Raw genomic sequence first — 16963 nt, 5'->3', positions numbered from 1 at the left:
CTTCCACAAGCTGCGCAATAGTTTCCTTTTCTGCTGTACAGATTGCCCAGTGGAGCCCCAGCATGACTGCAGGATCTGTGCAGTATGCCCAGCCGGTCAAGGAAGGGTTCCCATGGGTATCGACGAGCTCGACGGCCGTCTCATCGTCCTGCTGGCGCGCGAGCCCAGGATCGGGGTGCTGGAGGCGTCGCGCCGGCTCGGCGTGGCGCGCGGCACGGTGCAGGCGCGTCTGGACCGGCTCCAGTCCAACGGGGTGATCCGCGGCTTCGGGCCGCAGGTGGACCCGACCGCGCTGGGGTATCCGGTGACCGCCTTCGCCACGCTGGAGATCAAGCAGGGGCAGGGGGCCGACGTACGGGCCCACCTGTCGGGCGTCCCCGAGGTGCTGGAGCTGCACACGACGACGGGGCACGGCGACATGCTGTGCCGGCTCGTGGCCCGGTCCAACGCCGACCTCCAGCGGGTGATCGACCGGGTGGTGGGCTTCGAGGGGATCGTCCGCGCGTCCACGGCGATCGTCATGGAGAACCCGGTCCCGTTGCGGATCATCCCGCTGGTGGAGCAGGCGGCGGCGGACGGCTGACCCTCTGACGGCCGAGTTCCAAAGAAGTGGTTGCAAAGAAACCCTTGCACAGGAGTCTTTGCAACTCTACGCTGGAGGCATGCCCGAAAAGAACGCCGCACCCGACCCCCGTCCCGAACCGGAAAGCGGTCCCGGCACCCCGCCCGGGCCCCCGGAGCCCAAGGTCCGGACGCTGGACTCCCGCTCCCTGCGCGGCCTCGCCCACCCCCTGCGCATGCGGCTGCTCCGCGCCCTGCGCATGAGCGGCCCGGCCACCGCCTCGCAGCTGGCGGAGCGGCTCGGAGAGTCCAGCGGGGCCACCAGCTACCACCTGCGCCAGCTCGCCGCGCACGGCTTCATCGAGGAGGCGCCCGAGCGCGGCAAGGGGCGTGAGCGCTGGTGGAAGGCCGCGCATGACGGCACGCGCCTCGACGACTCGCTGGTCCTCGACGACAACCCCGAGACGCGCGGGGCGGCCGAGGTCTTCCTGGCCGAGATCATGAAGATCCACACGCAGGAGCTGACCTCATGGCTCGGCGAGTCGGTCGACTGGTCACCGGCGTGGCGCGGTTCCAGCGACCTGAGCGACTTCACCCTCCGCCTGACCCCCGGGCAGACCCACGAACTGGTCCACAAGCTCCACGACCTGATCAACAGCTACCGGGACCTGCCGCCCGCCGGGGACGCGGAGGAGGTGGAAACGGTCCGCATCCACACCCACGCCTTCCCCCGCCGCGCCACCGACTAGCCCCTCCCTCCCCCGCATCCCTTCCTCCCCCGCATCCCTTCCTCCCTTCCCCGTCGTTCCGCCGCATCCGCAGAAGGAGTCCTGCCATGCACGCCTTCACCCACGCCCGGATCCACGCCGCCCGCACCACCGCCCTCGCCGCCGAGGCCGCCGCCTGGCGCCTCGCCCGGGAGGCCGCTCCCGCCCCCTCCCCCGTCCTGCCCGCCCTGCCCTCGCTGCCCGCCCTGCGCAACCGCCTCGGCGAGGCCCTGGTCGCCGCCGGCATACGCCTGATGCAGCCGGCCCACGTCCACCACCGCGTCCGGCAGCACACCGCGTGAGCCGGCGGCCCTTCGCGGCGGTCCTGGCGGCCAACACGATCTCCATAGCGGGGAGTTCCCTGACCCTGATCGGCGTCCCGTGGTTCGTGCTCCAGACCACGGGCAGCGCCGGGCGGGCCGGCGTCGTCGCCTTCTGCGCCACCCTGCCCGTGGTGATCGCCGCACTCGTCGGAGGCCCGGTCATCGACCGGATCGGCCGCCGCCGGGTCTCCGCCGCCTCCGACCTGATCTGCGCCGTGTCGGTCGGCGCGATCCCCCTCCTCCACTCCGCGGGCCTGCTCGACTTCTGGATGCTGTGCGCGCTGATGGCCGTCGGCGGCCTCGTGCACACCCCCGGCCTGACCGCCCGCTACGTCCTGCTGCCCAGCCTGGCCGAGCACGCGGGCACCACCATCGCCCGGGCCGCGAGCGCCTACGACGCCGTCTCGCGCGGGGCCCGGATGATCGGCGCCGCGGTGGCGGGCGTACTGATCTCGGTGTTCGGGGCCGAGACCGTCCTCCTCGTGGACGCGGCCACCTTCGCCGCGTCCGCCCTGCTCGTCTCCGCCTTCCTGCGGGGCGTCGCGGCCGCGGAACCCCGGCGCACCCCGGAGAGACCCTCCTTCGCCGCCTACCGCGCCGAGCTCGCCGAGGGCTGGCGGTTCCTGGTCCGCTCACGGCTCCTGATGGGCATCACCCTCATGGTGATGACGACCAACGGGCTGGACCAGGGCTGGTCCTCCGTCCTGCTGCCGGTCCACGGCCGCGAGGACCTCGGCGGCGCCACCACGCTCGGCCTGATGGTCTCCCTCTTCGGCGGCTTCGCCCTGCTGGGCGCCCTCCTGTACGGCGCCTGGGGCGAACGCTTCCCCCGCAGGGCCGTCTTCGCGGGAGCCTTCCTCGTCTCCGGGGCCGTCCGCTACGTGGTCGCCGCCGTCACCGACACCCCACTGCCCCTCGCGGTCACCATGGCCCTGGCCGGCCTGGGCGCGGGCGTACTCAACCCGATCCTGACCACCGTCGTGTCCGAGCTCGTACCGGAGGACCTGCGCAGCCGGGTCTCCAGCGTGAGCATGGCGGGCAGCGAGCTGGCCATGCCGATGGGCGGTCTCGCGGCGGGCCTGCTGGTCGACGGCTTCGGGGTGACGAAGGCCCTGCTGCTGTTCGCCGCCGTCTACCTCCTGGCGACCGTCAGCCCGCTGCTCTTCCCCGCCTGGCGCGGGCTGAACGCGAAGCCGTCCGTCAGCAGGACGGCACGTTCTCACTCCGGTTCAGCGCCCGCAGCGAGTTCACCGCGTCCGTCAGGGAAGTGACGGGGATCAGCCGGAGCCCGTCGGGGAGTTCGGACTTCGCGTCGGAGCACTCGGCCTTCGGCACGAGGAAGACGGTCGCCCCGTCGCGCCGCGCGGCCTGCGTCTTCAGGCCCACTCCGCCGACGGCGCCGACCGTGCCGTCGGCGCTGATGGTTCCCGTCCCGGCGATGCTGCGGCCTCCGGTGAGGTCGCCGCCGCTGCCGTCGCCGACGAGCTTGTCGACGATGCCGAGGGTGAAGAGGAGCCCGGCGCTGGGGCCGCCGACGTCGGCGAGGTCGAGCCGGACCTTGACGTCCTCGGGGTCCTTGCGGAGGTAGCCGAGGGCGGCGGTCACGGCGGCCGACTGCGACTGTGCCATTTCCTCCCGGTTGTGCTCCTCGATCTGCCGGTCGCTCCCTCCCGAGGGATAGACGGACTCCCTGGGCATGACCGCCTCGTCGCCCTTGAACCAGTGGTCGATCAGCTCGGGCAGCCTCACCGTCGAGGAGGGGCCGGTGGCCCGGATGGTGGTCATCCGGAGCTGACCCCTGGTCTCCCGCACCGGGGCGCCGGTGACGGTGATCACCGGCTTGCCCTGGTCGGTGCCCAGCACGTCGGCCGTGGGGCCGGGCACGGCCACCACGAAGGGCAGCGGCGCGAGGGCCGCGAGGGCGAACAGCCCGAGGACGGGCGCGGCGCAGACGGCCAGGGCGGCGGGACGCGGCAGACGTGTGAGGCGTGAGAGCACCCGGTCAATCTACCGACCCGGACCGCCCGGACCGCGCCGCCCGTGTCCGCGCCGATCAGCGCAGGGCGTCGGCGACCTCACGGGCCGCGTCGACCACGCGGGGCCCGACCCGCTCCGGCACGGCGTCGGCCAGCATCACGACGCCGACGCTGCCCTCCAGCCCGGTGATGCCGACGAGCGGCGCGGCGGCACCGCTGGCGCCCGCCTCCAGCTCCCCGTGGGTGAGGGTGTAGCCGGGCTCGATCAGCGACCCCTGGCGGGCGGCCAGGATGGCCCGGCCGGCCGCGCCGCGGTCCAGCGGGTGGCGGAAGCCGGCCCGGTAGGCGACGTGGTAGTCGGTCCAGGTGGGCTCGACGACGGCCACGGCGAGCGCCTCGGTGCCGTCGACGAGGGTCAGGTGCGCGGTGGCCCCTATGTCCTCGGCGAGCGAGCGCAGGGCGGGCAGGGCCGCCTCGCGCACCAGCGGGTGGACCTGCCGGCCCAGGCGCAGCACGCCGAGCCCGACGCGGGCCCGGCCGCCGAGGTCACGGCGGACCAGGGCGTGCTGCTCGAGCGTGGCGAGCAGACGGTAGACCACCGTGCGGTTGACACCGAGGCGGTTGGAGAGCTCGGTGACGGTCAGACCGTGGTCGGTGTCGGCGAGCAGCTTGAGGACCCTGAGCCCTCGGTCGAGAGTCTGGGAGGTTTCCGCGGTCACGACGCCTCTCCCTCTGTTTTAGGTGGGCGGCGGTGACTCTCATGCGGTGCAGCGCTGCCGGTCCCACGGCGACGCATGGAGAGGCCGCCGGTAGCGGCCATGGCACCGGCTGCGCTCCCGCGGCGGCGCTGCCACGGGGCGTTCGATGCGGGGACAGTAGCGAGCGAGTCCGCTGAGCGAAAGGCCTCGTCCAGAATCCGGTCGCCTACTGCCGGTTTAAGCCGTTTTCTTCGCGCGACTGTATCGATTCGTAATGTCGATCGACCGAAAACCGGTTTACACGGGCCTTACTCTGATCGTGTTCAAAAATGATGTTGGGGGGAGCGGGCAACGCATGCCTCGAACGCTTATCAGGGGAGAGAAGCAACAGTGAAGCTGAAGCGCATGGCCATCGTGGCCGCTGCCGCCGTGGTGGGCCCGACGGTCCTCATGGCCACGCCCGCGATGGCGGACGAGGCACAGAACACGGCCGTCACCACGCCGGACGCGGCCCCGAAGGACGACGCGGCGCCCGCCGCCGAGACCCCGGCCGCTGACGCCAAGCCGGCCGTCGAGACCCCGGCGGTCGAGACCCCGGCCGCCGAGACGCCCGCCGCCAAGCCCGCCCCGCAGGCCCCGGCCGCCGAGACCCCGGCTCCCGCCCCGGCCCCGGCCAAGCCCGCCGCCGAGAAGCCCGCCGCCACCGAGACCGTCCAGGACGAGTCCGGTGACGAGGAGTGGCAGGCGACCGGCCCGAAGGTCACCGTCAAGGGCCTCCCGTCCACCTTCACCCCCGGTGGCACCTGGCAGGAGTTCACGGTCCACGTGGACAACAAGGGCGGCGACGACCACGAGGACTACTCCCTCGGTCTCAACCTGCTGACCCGTACCACCACGTTCAAGGACGGCTACATCTCCATGGAGGTGTACCTGCCGGACGAGGACGGCAAGTGGCACTGGTACCCGGTCGAGGCGGAGGGCGAGGAAGACGCCTTCGCCCTCGACTTCGGTCGCGGCTCGATCGAGAAGGGCGACGAGTTCGACATCAAGCTCCGCCTGAAGTTCTCCAAGGACGCCCCGGCGACCGAGTTCGCCATCGCCACCGTCGGCTGGAGCAACACCGAGGGTGACGAGTCCTTCTCCGAGTCGCACATCGCGCGCTCGACGCTGAAGGCCCCCGCCAACCAGGGCGGCGGCAACACCGGCGGCAACACCGGTGGCGGCAACACCGGCACCAAGCCGAACGGCGGCACCAGCACCACGCCGATCGTCGACACCAACACCGGCTCCGGCAACACCGGCGGCACCCAGACCGGCGGCGAGCTCGCCGAGACCGGTGCCGACGCCGCCACCAGCTGGGCGCTCGGCGCCGGCGGTGTGGCGCTCGCCATGGGTGCGGCCCTGGTCGCCGGCACCGGCCGTCGCCGCCGCGTCTCCGCCTGACCCGCAGCACACCGAACGGGGTCCGCGCGCATCAGCGCGCGGACCCCGTTCCGCGTTCCGCGTGCTCAGGAGCGGCTCACCGCATCCGCGTCGCCCACTCCTGCACCTTCTTGATCCGCTCCTTCAGCTGCCCCGCCGTCGCCTCCGCGCTCGGCGGCCCGCCGCACACCCGGCGCAGCTCCGTGTGGATCACCCCGTGCGGCTTGCCGCTCTGGTGGACGTACGCGCCCACCATCGTGTTCAGCGACTTCCGCAGCTCCAGCAGCTCCTTGTGCGAGACCACCGGCCGCCGCTCGGCCGGCAGCTCCAGCAGGTCCGCCTCCGCGTCCGGCCGGCGCCGGCTGTGCGCGATCTGCCGCGACTGCCGCTTCTGCAGCAGCAGCTGCACCTGGTCCGGCTCCAGCAGCCCCGGGATGCCGAGGTAGTCCTGCTCCTCCTCGCTGCCCGGGTGCGCCTGCATGCCGAACTCGGCGCCGTCGTACAGCACCCGGTCGAAGACGGCGTCGGACTCCAGCGCCTCGAAGGACATCTGCTCGTCCTCGCCGGTGTCCTCGTCCTCCTGCCGGTTCGCCTCCTCCATCTCCTTCTCGGACTGCGCGTACGGGTCCTCGTCCTCTCCCGCCTTCTTCGGCCGGTCGAGGACGTGATCGCGCTCGACCTCCATCTCGCTCGCGAAGCCGAGGAGGTAGGGGATCGTCGGAAGGAACACGGAGGCCGTCTCACCGCGCCTGCGCGACCGTACGAAACGGCCGACCGCCTGCGCGAAGAACAGCGGGGTCGAGATCGTCGTCGCGTACACGCCCACCGCGAGGCGCGGTACGTCGACGCCCTCGGACACCATGCGGACCGCGACCATCCAGCGGTCGTCGCTCGCGCTGAACGTGTCGATGTTCTTCGAGGCACCGGTGTCGTCGGAGAGCACGACGGTCGGCCTGGTCCCGGTGATCTCCCGGAGCAGCTTCGCGTACGCGCGTGCCGCGTCCTGATCGGCGGCGATGACGAGACCGCCCGCGTCCGGGATGCCCTTGCGGACCTCCGTCAGCCGCTGGTCGGCGGCGCGCAGCACGTTGGGCATCCAGTCGCCGCGCGGGTCCAGCGCCGTGCGCCAGGCCTGCGAGATGGCGTCCTTGGTCATCGGCTCGCCGAGGCGGGCCTCGATCTCGTCGCCCGCCTTGGTGCGCCAGCGCATGTTGCCGCTGTAGGACAGGAAGATCACGGGCCGGACGACGCCGTCGCCGAGGGCGTTGCCGTAACCGTAGGTGTAGTCGGCGGAGGACCGCCGGATCCCGTCGTTGCCCTCCTCGTACGTGACGAAGGGGATCGGGTTGGTGTCGGACCGGAAGGGCGTACCGGTCAGCGCCAGGCGCCGGGTCGCCGGGTCGAAGGCCTCCAGGCAGGCCTCGCCCCAGGACTTCGAGTCGCCCGCGTGGTGGATCTCGTCCAGGATCACCAGGGTCTTGCGCTGCTCGCACCGGTTGCGGTGCAGCATCGGGCGCACGCCGACGCCCGCGTAGGTGACGGCGACCCCGTGGTAGTCCTTGCTCAGCGGCCCGGCCGAGTACTCCGGGTCGAGCCGGATGCCTATCCGGGCGGCCGCTTCGGCCCACTGCTTCTTCAGGTGCTCGGTCGGCGCGACGACGGTCACCTGCTGGACCACGTGGTGGTGCAGCAGCCAGGAGGCCAGGGTGAGCGCGAAGGTCGTCTTGCCGGCGCCGGGGGTGGCGACCGCGAGGAAGTCCCGCGGCTGGGTCTGGATGTACTTGTCCAGCGCTCCCTGCTGCCAGGCTCGCAGCTTGCTGGCGGTACCCCACGGGGCACGGCCGGGGAAGGCGGGTGAGAGGTGGTGGGAGGCGGTAGTAGTCACGGTCTCCGGTTCGTTGCTCTCGGCGGTCGTGGCAGTCGTGGTCGTCCTGGCCGCCCCGGTACCCGTGGTCGGACGCAGGACAACCGGGCCACCCTACCGGTGCCGGCCGGCCCCTCGAGGAGGGACAGGCCCGTGACCTCGGCGGGTGCGGCGAGCGTCACACCGGCAGCAACTCCCGCAGCCTGGCGGCGATCACCGCCACCTCGCCCTCCTCCCCGGACGCCACCGCGACGACCAGCCCGTACGCGGCCTCCTGGTCGGCGGCCGCGGGATCGACCCCGTTCACGGCGAGGAAGGTCACGGCGGCGAGCCAGGCGGTGCGCTTGTTCCCGTCGACCAGGGGATGGTTCACCGCGATGCCGTGCAGCAGCGCGGCGGCCTGTTCGTACGGGTCCTCGTAGGCCGGCGTGCCGTACATCCGCGCCCGCGGCCGGTGCACCGCCGACTCCAGCAGCCCGGGCGCACGCAGCTCCACGGACTGGTCCCGGGCCAGGCAGGCGTGCCGGGCGACGTCGAGGACCTCGGCGAGGGTCAGGTGCCGGACCGGGTCGGCGGCGCTCACTCCCCGAGCCGCTTCAGCAGCCCGGCGTGCCGCCGCGCCAGCCGCGCGGCCTGCGCCCCGACGCGCTCGCGCTCCCGCCGCAGGTGCGCGCGTACGGCTTCCCGCGCCAGCGCCTCGGCGGTGGAACCGGTGGCGTCGGCGAGGTCGGCCAGCTCGGCGTGCTCGGCGGGGGACATGCGCAGGGTCAGCTCGTTCACGGTCACCCCCGGAGCCTAGCCAGCGGGGCGGGCGCGCTCACGCCGTTTTCGGGGCGGGGGGCGGGCTGGCGGGCGGGGCTCGCAGGCGGGCGGGCGGGGCTTGCAGCGGGCGGGGCCGGACCGGCCGGGCCTCAGGCGGCGGCGGCCTCGTCCTCGGCCGGCGGCGGGTCGAGGCGGGTCGCCACCCATGCCCCCACCAGCGCCACGCAGGCCATCGGCAGGAACACCGCCAGGAACGCCGCCGGGTGCGAGGCGGACCCGTCCGCCGAGGCCGCCACGTGCCCCGCGCCCACCGCTCCCCCGCCCAGCGCGGCGAACGCCGCACCCCCGGCCGCGAGCAGCACCACGTTGGCCAGCGCGTCCGAGATCTGCAGCGCGGCCGAGTTCGCGCCCGCCTCCTCCGGCGCGGACAGCTTCAGCAGCAGCACACTGGTCGAGCCGATCACCAGGCCCATCCCGAGCGAGCCCACGGCCCAGGCGAGGGCCAGCGTCCACACCGGCACCGCCTCGATCAGCACCGCCGGGGCCGCGGCGATGGCCAGGGCCACCATCACCATCCCCGACACCATCAGCCGCTCCCGGTAGGGCGCCGTCCGCCCCTGCGACTGCACCCAGGAACCCGCCGCCCACGTCACCCCGCCGAGCGCGAGCGAGAAGCCGGCCCAGGTCGGGCTCAGGCCGCGCTGGGTGACCAGCATCAGCGGCACGAAGCTCTCGGCCCCGATGAACGCCCCCGCCGCCACCCCGCGCAGCAGCACCACCGACGGCAGCCCGCGCCGCGCCCGGTAGGTGCCGCGCGGCAGCAGCCCCAGCACCGCCGGTACCAGCAGCGCCGCGCCGACGGCGCCGGGCAGCAGCGACGGCCACCGCAGGTCCTGGGCGGCGTACTGGAGCAGCCCGGCGCCCAGCGAGATCCCGAGGGCCAGCCGGATCCGCCGCCGGTCGAACGCGGCGGGCGCCGCGGGGTCCACCGGGCCGGAGGCGGTGCGCCGGATCGCCGGCAGCGCCACCATCAGCGGGACGACGACCAGCGCGGGGATCCCGAGGAACACCCACCGCCAGCCCAGGTGCTCGGTGACCGTCCCCGCGGCCAGCGGCCCGACGATCGACGGCACCACCCAGCTCGCGGCGAAGGCGGCCATGATGGCGGGCCGCAGCCGCTCCTCGTAGGCCCGGCTGATCACCACGTACAGGGCGACGATCACCAGCCCGCCCCCGAACCCCTGCACGGCCCGCCCCACGACGAACACGCCCATCAGCTGCGCGGTCCCGGAACACACCAGCCCGGCGGCGAAGGCCCCGATCCCCACCGTCAGCGGCCGCAGCGGACCCTGCCTGTCGGCCCACTGGCCGGACAGGACCATGGCGAAGAGGCTGGTGGTGAAGTAGGCGGAGAACCCGAAGGCGTAGAGCCCGATCCCCTCCAGCTCCCGCGCGGCGACGGGCATGGCCGTCCCCACCGCGGTGGCCTCGAAGGCGATCAGGAAGATCACGGAGATCACCCCGACGCTGAGCGTCCGGTACGCCGGCCCCAGAATGCCGCCCTGCGGCGGCGGGGCGGCATCGGCGGTCTCGGATATCCCGGGTTCAACGGCGCTCATCGCCCCAGAGTAAGGTCCACGGCCCACTCTCGCCCCTGTCATTTGGACCGATCCCGCCTCAGCCGCCGGACCTAGTCCCGCGTCCCCTGTGAACGCGGCATGGCAGTCACGTTGCAACCCCGGCACCAGCCTTCCCCGACCCCCCGGCACCCCGTACGTTCGTACTCGCACCCCACCCCAGCCGTGTGCCCGAGTGGTTGAGGGACTCGCCTGCAAAGCGAGTTACGCCGGTTCGATTCCGGTCACGGCTTCCGAAGCCGAAGGCCGTCCGCAGCGAAACCCGGACGGCCTCCGGCCTGTCTCCGGGCCGGAGCGGGCTACTCGGCGTCCACGTACCGCTCGAGGTCCTTGAACTGCGCGGGCAGGCCGCCGTCGTCCAGGCAGCCCAGCTCAGCGGCGACAGAGCGGGCTGCAGAGTGGACTAGTACGAGGTAGTCGTCTGCTCTGCTCGGATCCTTGCGGTTCTCACCGGCCGATCTGCCGTCGAACCGGGCGGTGATCCTCACGGGTACTTCGGCCGTGGACCCGGCCCTGGAGCTGACGCAGTCGAACACGACCGAATGGTCCGTGATTCCCCGGTCAACGCGTACGCCAGTCCCCTCAGCGCCCACCAGGTCAGCCGGCCCTGCGTGCTTGCTGCGGGCGATGAAGGTCATGCTCGCCTTCGGCGCCCGCCCGGTCCCCTGCTTCTGTGCTCCCTTGATCCGGCAGGTCCCGTTCGGCATGTTTTCGATACCGGCCCCCGCGCGGTAGGCGTTCTCCACGGCCCGCGCGATGTCCGCAGCGCCGCGATCGTCCTCGGGCTCGCGGATCACGAATGCCGTTCCATCCATGATCTTTTCCAAGGCCCGGCCGGCCTCCGGGGAGAAGAGGGTCCCCCCGCAGACCTGCGCGGTGGAGACCGTCCTCGGCTCCACCCCCTCCGGTTCCAGCTCGCGCTCCTTCGGCAAGGCGACACAGGCGACCATGGCCAGGCTCAGCCCCACTACTCCCACGACCGGGCGTATGAGCCTCACGACGTCTCTTCCGTCTCTGCCTCATGTCCCTGCTGGCCGGCCCGCGAATTGCCCTTGGCGTACCCGATCACCATCGCGTCGTGGAGGTTGTTGCCGAGCACGCTCGTATCGCTGATCGCGTGCCGCGCCTGGAACTGCTTGAGCGGCGTCTCGGCGCTACGTTCCCCGGCCTGGTACAACGCCTTGGTGGTGGCATGCGTGGCCTCGTCGAGTTCGCCCTTCCTCTTCTCAACTGTTTTGTCCGACCATTCGGTGATCGCGGAAGAGGCCGCCTGTTCCACCGCACCGCTACCGACATCGATGGCGATCGGCACCGCCACCGCAGCCACTCCGGCACCTGCAAGCGTCGCCGGCAGGAGCGCGACAGCCCCACCGATGGCCGCCGAAGTGCCGAATTCGATCCACGCGCTGCGCTGCTCGACTGCCTTCTCGAACGCTTCGTGCTTCTTCGCCGTATCCGCGCCAAGTTGCCCGGCGCGAGAGTCGTCGAGCATCCCCTGGACCTCAGCCGTCACCCGGATCGTGGACCGGGCGCGCCCTTCGTCGATCTGACCGTCGTGGAAACCCTGTGACTCCAGGACCGTGGCGCCGTAAACGCGTTCCGCAGCGGTCACCGTCGCATACGAATCGGGATGCTGCCCGAGGGCGCTGAGCAGGTCGCGTGCGGCCTCCCGGTCCAACTCCAGATGTCCGTCCCGGGCGTTCTTGGGAGGGGCGAACACTCCGTCCTCATCGCCTTCGCTGAGGGCCCAGTTGACGTCGTCGATGTACCCGGCCGTCATCCGGCCCAGGCTGTCCGCGAGAGCCTCATGGTGCTTGAGCAGCCCTGCGTCGCCCCCGTACTTCGCGACTACCGCCTCCATGACCTCCGCAGTGCCCTCGGTCCGTTTCAGGTGTGGTGCCGCATCGTCCCAGGCATGGCCGAGCGTCGCGGCTTCCAGCGCGTGCCCCAGGGCATCGGGCATGTACTGCTTCGCTACGGCCACGCCTTTCGCATCCAGGTCATTGGAGTCGGTCGGGCTCGCGTACTTCTCGTGGGCGAAGTAGTCCAGGTAGTTCGTGACGTCCTTGCCGAGCCGCGGCACCCCTGCCTTGACCGTGCCGTCCTGGTTGTACGCCACGAGATCCGAACCGTCGCGCCTGAAGAACTCCGTCGCGGCCTCCGGGCTGTGCCCGAGTGCCTCCAGGAAGCTGTTCACGGGGTCGAAGCCGGCACCACTCCCACCGGAGGGATTGAACTGGGTCTGCGTCCAGCCGTTGATCGGCTTGTTCTGGAAGAAGAAGTTCTTGTCCTGCTCCTGAACCTGAATGGCATGGTCGGCGATGGGCACCAGGAAGCGCGGGTCGTAGTTCCCGTAACGCATGATGCCGCCGAGCAGTTGGTACCCGAAGGGCGGATTGCCGTCGTACTTCGAGAGCGCGATCCGCTCCGTGCCCAGACGGCGCAGGTCCTGGGCGAACCGGTCCGGCAGGTGCTGCGAGTTGTCCGGGTCGGTGGCGGTCGCGAGGTTGAGACCCAGGTTCTTCTGGAGGTCCTGGATGTCCTTCAGACGCTGCTCGTCGAAGTCGCGAGCCCCTGTGTCGGTCGCCATCTGCCCGAAGAACTGGAGGGCGCCCTTCGGGCCGAGGTTGCCGTAGAAGGCGGTGGAGAACTCCGGCCGTTTGGCGTTGTCGGCCAGCAGCTCGTTGAGTTCGGTGAGTTCGGCGTGGGAGAGGCCCCGCCCCTTCCGGGCGAGGTCGGTCGCCCGGCCGGCCTGTTCGGCGGTGAGGTCGGCGTATTTCGGGGCGCTGAAGTCGTGGTCCGCGGCGACGTTCGCGTTCAGCAGCCGGGCCAGGGACTGGTCGACGTCGTCGCAGGCGTCGACGGCGGCGTCGATCTTGGCCTGCCACAGCGGCCGGTTGACGCGGAGGGACTCCTGGTAGTCGGGGTCGTGGCGGGCCGCGTAGCGGTCCGCCTCGGTGGTCAGGGGTAACGCCTCGACCTTCCCCTTCGCGTCGACCCGGAAGCCCGCGGCCGGGGCCTCCTCCTCGGCGATCTTCCTCAGCCGGTCCCGGGAGGCCTTGAAGGTGTCGTGCGCCTGGGTGAGGGCGTGGTGGATGCCCTTGGCCGCTTTGGCGGCGTCCTCGAACTCCTTGGCCGTCTTGTCCACGAAGGACCGCGCCACCCCTGCCGTGACCCCGCTCCACTCGGCCTTGTCCGACGTGGCCTTCATGCCGTTGCGGGCGGCCTCGGCCAGCTCCTCCAGCTTGGCGACCACGGCCCGCCAGTCGCGGGCGGCGGTGGAAAGCTTGTCGACCGGGGCGTTCAGCACGTTCTCGTACGTCAGCACGGGCGCCTACTTGAGGTATTCGGCGAGCTTGGACGTCGTGAACTCGGCGTACAGCTGCTGTTCTTCCCTGGCGTGGGAGCGGAGCGAGTAGTTCAGTCCGTTGGAGATCTGCGCGCAGGCGGCGACCAGCGTTTTGACCTGGCTCTCCCAGCGGGTGTTCGCCTTGGCGAGCGCGGTGCCGCTGGCGAAGCCGGCCTTCGAGAGGGCACCGGCTGCCTCGGCGGAGGCGGTGGCGGCGTGCTTGCCGTCGGTCTGGAGGCGGGAGTGCAGCTTGTACGCCTCGCTGCCGACGGCGCCGATGTGGTCCTGGTTGAGCGCGAGGTCGGCGCCGCCGCCGGGGGCCGCCGGGGGCGGAGCCTGGTTGAGCCGCATGGAGGCGTTGGCGGCGGCCGTGGCGCGCGCGGCGGCCCATTCCTCTTCGAAGGACACCCGGTGCGCTCCACTCCCGTGCGGGCCGGGTCAGGTCAGCGCCTGGTCCGGCGTACGAAGACTGCGGCGACGGCCCCGCCGATGAGTGCGCTGGCCCCCAGCCCGAGGGCGATCCAGGGCAGGCCGTCGTCGTCGCCGTCGCCCTTGTCTACCGCAGGCGTGGCCCCGGGTGCAGGGGATGACGTGATCTTTCCCCCGGGGGAGGGAGGGTCGGCCTGTGCGGAAGCCGATGCGGATGCCGATGCGGCGGCGAGATCGGGGAGCGGGAACACGTCCGCCGGGCCGGGGTCCCCGGGGGTGGGGAGGGCGACGCGGGGGCGGACGACGCCGTAGCCGATGTAGTCGTTGCGCTCGGCGCCGTCGACGGGCTTGCCGGCGGTGTTCAGGAGGACGCGGAGGATCTGGTTGTTGGTCCAGGTGGGGTGCGCGGACCAGAGGAGGGCGGCGGAGGCGGAGGCCAGGGCGGTGGCGTCGCTGGTGCCGTGGCTTGTGCAGAGGCCTGTTTTGTTGCTGCATCCGCTGATGATGTCGACGCCAGGTGCAGAAATGTCCACGGAGGCATTGTGCGTGGATTCCTCGGTCGCGGCGCCGTCAGCGTCAACCGCCCCAACACCCACTACGCCGGGAATGCCAGCCGGATAATTCACTTCGGTGTCGCCATCATTGCCGACGGCAGCAAAAAGCAGCTTCCCTTTGACCAACGCGTGTTTCACAGAATCCCTCAGAACATCACTGTCGCCCCAACCCAATGAGACGTTAAGGATCCTCGCTTCAGAGTCCGCAGCGTATCGGATGGCATCAGCCAAAGAGGTCCCGTTGCCGTTCATGTCGATGCGCAGAGGCTGGATTTTCGCATCGGGGGCGAGCCCATAGGCGCTCTCCACACCATCAGGACCCCTTCCACTCCCTGCGATAGTCGCCGCCATGGATGTGCCGTGATTTCCATAGTCGACTCGTTCGTCGCCGTCGATCACATCTGACGTGAAGTCCTTCCCAAGAACAACTCGACCTTCAAGCTCCGGAATCCGGGCAACGCCCGTGTCAATCACTGCAACGGTGATGCCCTTGCCGGTACTGAGTTTCCACATTTCGTCGACCTTCATTGCGTCAAGGTGCCACTGCCTAGATCGCACTGTCTCCGCATGGGCTGGAACCGCAGCCACTCCAGTCAATAGCAGACCCACCAGGGCCGCAGTCACCTTCCGCATGTGCACCTCGTGCCAGGTCCGTCCAACTAGTCGATTACCGGCGGAACAACACGACGGTTACTTTCCCAGGTCTCTTCATCCTCGACCAGAAGGCGGTTGCCACGGTAGCCTCCACGCCTATTGCTCGGATTGTTCGGAGCCTGGGAAGTGATCCCCGAAGGGCCCACTACACCCACGCCCGACCCGCGCGTGAGGCCCATGCCGGTTTGGGTGAACGGCTGACCACCGGGCGCAACCGGACGTCCTCCTACAACGCCACCCGGCTCCATGGTGAGCCGACGACCAGCCACCGGACCACTCGACGTGCCATGCGGGGAGCCGAAGCCGCCACCCATCACTCCGGGCATCACTCGACCGCCCTCATGCGGACCATCCGCGCCGATGACCACGCCACGGGGAATGCCTGCACTGGGTCCGCCAGTGGGAACCGGTCGGCCACCTACGACCCCGGTGTCGCGAAGCGGAGGCACCTGGATGCCACCGGCCTTGCCATGAGGTGCGGTTGGCGGCCGAGTTAGGGGCATTGGGTCACCGCCCAACATCGGCGGCCCACTGATCGGTGGACGAACCAAAGGAGGTAGGGGTGCGTGGGGCGGATTCGTGCCAGGCCCGCCCGGTCCGGATCCGACAGGCAGACCAGACGTTGAAGGCAGCGTCTTGTCCGGCGTCGTAGCGACGTGGTCGAGATGCACGTCCACGTTCCAGTCCTGGACGACTGAGGGCGGGCTGATGGATGCCCCGGCACCAGCGGGAATTGCGCTGCCAGGCGAAGGCTCCCGATCCGCTAGAAGGTCGTATTCAGCTGACGAGGCCATGTTTCCCGGAGCAGACGGCGCATAAGCAGAGTCGTCTTTGCCCGAACCTCCAGAAGTGTCACTCGCACGCCCGAGGTCACTGGTCCCATGGAACGACTCGTTGGGTGCAAACACCCCCGGCGGCGGGGGGAAGGTTGGGGGTTCCGCTCTGGTCAGGTGGGTTGTCGACGCCTCGTACGACTGGGCCAGCTTCGTCAGTTGCTGCACCGCCTGCTGGTGGTCCGTGGTCAGCTTCGTGTGGGCCGTGCGGGCCAGTTGCACGGCGTCCGGGTCGTTGTGGTGCTTGCGGGCCGACTGCAGGTTTTCCGCCGCCGACGCGTCGTACTCCGGGGTGTTGGCCCTGACCTCCACCATCGTCTGGGCCGCCTCGGTCATCCACTTGCCGCCCGTCTCGCTGTACGCGCCCAGCTTCAGCGTCGCGCTGCCCGCCCGGCTCACCCAGTCCTGGAAGGCGTGCGCCGCTTCGCCCTCCCAGCCCGTGACCCGGTGCCGTTTGAGGCTCTCGCCGATCTCCTTGATGGCGGCCGCCGCCTCCGTCAGCTGCGTGCCGCGCGCCCTGACGGTCTCCGGGTCCAGGGAGGCGATCATCGCGAGCAGCTGCTCGTGCGTGTGGCCCTCGAAGTTCGTCGTCGCCATCAGATCGTGCCCTTGCTCGGAGCCGGGGTGGCTTCCTTCTCCTGCCGCGCCAGCGGGTCGCGGTCCTGGACGTAGGCTTCCTTCGAGCTCCTGATGAGGGCCCGCATGCGGGCCTGCGTCTCCTCGTCCACGCCGCCGTAGCCCTTGCCCGCCGTCAGGACGGCGATGCCCAGTGCCTCGATCTGGCCCGCGAGGCCCTCGGACAGCTTCCGCAGTTCGGCGTGGACCGTCGTGTACGCCGTGAACAGCGCGTCCGCCTCCGCGAAGCCCCCGCCCAGGGAGCCCCTCGGGAGGGTGCCGTGGGCGAGTCTGCCGGCGTCGGCCTCGGAGCCGTCGAGGGTCTCCAGCAGCGCGTCGACCCGGTTCTTGTACGCGGTCATCGACTCGTACTCGACCTCGAGCGCCTTCGCCTGGGCCCTCACCGCGTCCGCCACGCTGCCGGCGACGTTCGCCGCCGGCAGCCCCTGACCGTCGTCCACCGCCACGATGCCCTCCCCCGTTGGCCGTCCCCGCCGCGTCCGCACCCGCTCGCGTCTC

General features: G+C 71.0%; 17 protein-coding genes and 1 tRNA gene. 6 read left to right on the top strand and 12 right to left on the bottom strand.

Annotated features, from left to right (window positions below; genetic code table 11):
* Positions 1–112 precede the first annotated feature (112 nt).
* From ACZ514_RS19700 to ACZ514_RS19685, 4 genes are all read left to right on the top strand, one after another.
* On the top strand, positions 113–583 hold the full coding sequence (locus ACZ514_RS19700) for an Lrp/AsnC family transcriptional regulator (protein WP_125816769.1): 471 nt from the start codon (positions 113–115) through the stop codon (positions 581–583).
* Between the two features lie 79 nt (positions 584–662).
* Positions 663–1310, top strand: a complete 648-nt coding sequence (locus ACZ514_RS19695; protein WP_469125253.1) for a helix-turn-helix domain-containing protein — start codon at positions 663–665, stop codon at positions 1308–1310.
* 86 nt (positions 1311–1396) lie between these two features.
* Complete coding sequence (locus ACZ514_RS19690) at positions 1397–1630, top strand: hypothetical protein (protein WP_468171778.1); 234 nt, start codon at positions 1397–1399, stop codon at positions 1628–1630.
* The gene (locus ACZ514_RS19685; protein ID WP_469125252.1) at positions 1627–2922 is read left to right on the top strand and encodes an MFS transporter; all 1296 of its coding nucleotides are present in this window, start codon (positions 1627–1629) and stop codon (positions 2920–2922) included. Before ACZ514_RS19690 ends, ACZ514_RS19685 begins: the two co-directional genes overlap by 4 nt.
* Here ACZ514_RS19685 and ACZ514_RS19680 read toward each other — a convergent pair.
* Positions 2852–3649, bottom strand: coding sequence for a S16 family serine protease (locus ACZ514_RS19680; protein ID WP_468171772.1), 798 nt, complete (start codon positions 3647–3649; stop codon positions 2852–2854). The genes ACZ514_RS19685 and ACZ514_RS19680 overlap by 71 nt on opposite strands.
* Positions 3650–3704: 55 nt before the next feature.
* Positions 3705–4346, bottom strand: a complete 642-nt coding sequence (locus tag ACZ514_RS19675) for an IclR family transcriptional regulator (RefSeq protein ID WP_007264382.1) — start codon at positions 4344–4346, stop codon at positions 3705–3707.
* Positions 4347–4715: 369 nt separating this feature from the next.
* On the opposite strand from ACZ514_RS19675, the gene ACZ514_RS19670 reads away from it, so the two are divergent.
* The gene (locus ACZ514_RS19670) at positions 4716–5768 is read left to right on the top strand and encodes a hypothetical protein (protein WP_468171769.1); all 1053 of its coding nucleotides are present in this window, start codon (positions 4716–4718) and stop codon (positions 5766–5768) included.
* Between the two features lie 76 nt (positions 5769–5844).
* Here the strand turns inward: ACZ514_RS19670 and ACZ514_RS19665 are convergent, their stop codons facing one another.
* From ACZ514_RS19665 to ACZ514_RS19650, 4 genes are all read right to left on the bottom strand, one after another.
* Entirely contained in the window at positions 5845–7632 is a 1788-nt protein-coding gene (locus ACZ514_RS19665) for a DEAD/DEAH box helicase (RefSeq protein WP_468171766.1), read from the bottom strand.
* A gap of 157 nt (positions 7633–7789) precedes the next feature.
* Entirely contained in the window at positions 7790–8194 is a 405-nt protein-coding gene (locus ACZ514_RS19660) for a type II toxin-antitoxin system death-on-curing family toxin (protein WP_468171763.1), read from the bottom strand.
* The gene (locus ACZ514_RS19655; protein WP_468171760.1) at positions 8191–8397 is read right to left on the bottom strand and encodes a hypothetical protein; all 207 of its coding nucleotides are present in this window, start codon (positions 8395–8397) and stop codon (positions 8191–8193) included. The genes ACZ514_RS19660 and ACZ514_RS19655 overlap by 4 nt, the downstream gene beginning before the upstream one ends.
* Positions 8398–8522: 125 nt before the next feature.
* A complete protein-coding gene (locus ACZ514_RS19650; protein ID WP_468171757.1) occupies positions 8523–9992 on the bottom strand; it encodes an MFS transporter in 1470 nt (489 codons plus the stop codon).
* A 179-nt stretch (positions 9993–10171) separates the two neighbouring features.
* Between ACZ514_RS19650 and ACZ514_RS19645 the strand changes: the two genes are divergently transcribed.
* A tRNA-Cys gene (locus tag ACZ514_RS19645) sits at positions 10172–10243 on the top strand.
* 66 nt (positions 10244–10309) lie between these two features.
* Here the strand turns inward: ACZ514_RS19645 and ACZ514_RS19640 are convergent.
* The 6 genes from ACZ514_RS19640 to ACZ514_RS19615 form a co-directional block, all read right to left on the bottom strand.
* On the bottom strand, positions 10310–11008 hold the full coding sequence (locus tag ACZ514_RS19640; RefSeq protein ID WP_469125251.1) for a hypothetical protein: 699 nt from the start codon (positions 11006–11008) through the stop codon (positions 10310–10312).
* On the bottom strand, positions 11005–13338 hold the full coding sequence (locus tag ACZ514_RS19635; RefSeq protein WP_469125250.1) for a hypothetical protein: 2334 nt from the start codon (positions 13336–13338) through the stop codon (positions 11005–11007). Before ACZ514_RS19635 ends, ACZ514_RS19640 begins: the two co-directional genes overlap by 4 nt.
* 6 nt (positions 13339–13344) lie before the next feature.
* Complete coding sequence (locus ACZ514_RS19630) at positions 13345–13767, bottom strand: hypothetical protein (RefSeq protein ID WP_469125249.1); 423 nt, start codon at positions 13765–13767, stop codon at positions 13345–13347.
* A gap of 35 nt (positions 13768–13802) precedes the next feature.
* Positions 13803–14870, bottom strand: a complete 1068-nt coding sequence (locus ACZ514_RS19625; protein WP_469125248.1) for a S8 family serine peptidase — start codon at positions 14868–14870, stop codon at positions 13803–13805.
* A 131-nt stretch (positions 14871–15001) separates the two neighbouring features.
* Entirely contained in the window at positions 15002–16426 is a 1425-nt protein-coding gene (locus ACZ514_RS19620; RefSeq protein WP_469125247.1) for a WXG100 family type VII secretion target, read from the bottom strand.
* Positions 16426–16911, bottom strand: a complete 486-nt coding sequence (locus ACZ514_RS19615) for a DUF2563 family protein (protein ID WP_469125246.1) — start codon at positions 16909–16911, stop codon at positions 16426–16428. The genes ACZ514_RS19620 and ACZ514_RS19615 overlap by 1 nt, the downstream gene beginning before the upstream one ends.
* Positions 16912–16963 lie beyond the last annotated feature (52 nt).

It is taken from the genome of Streptomyces sp. NPDC034086, from assembly GCF_055575515.1.
This window is presented reverse-complemented; position numbering and strand designations above follow the sequence as displayed.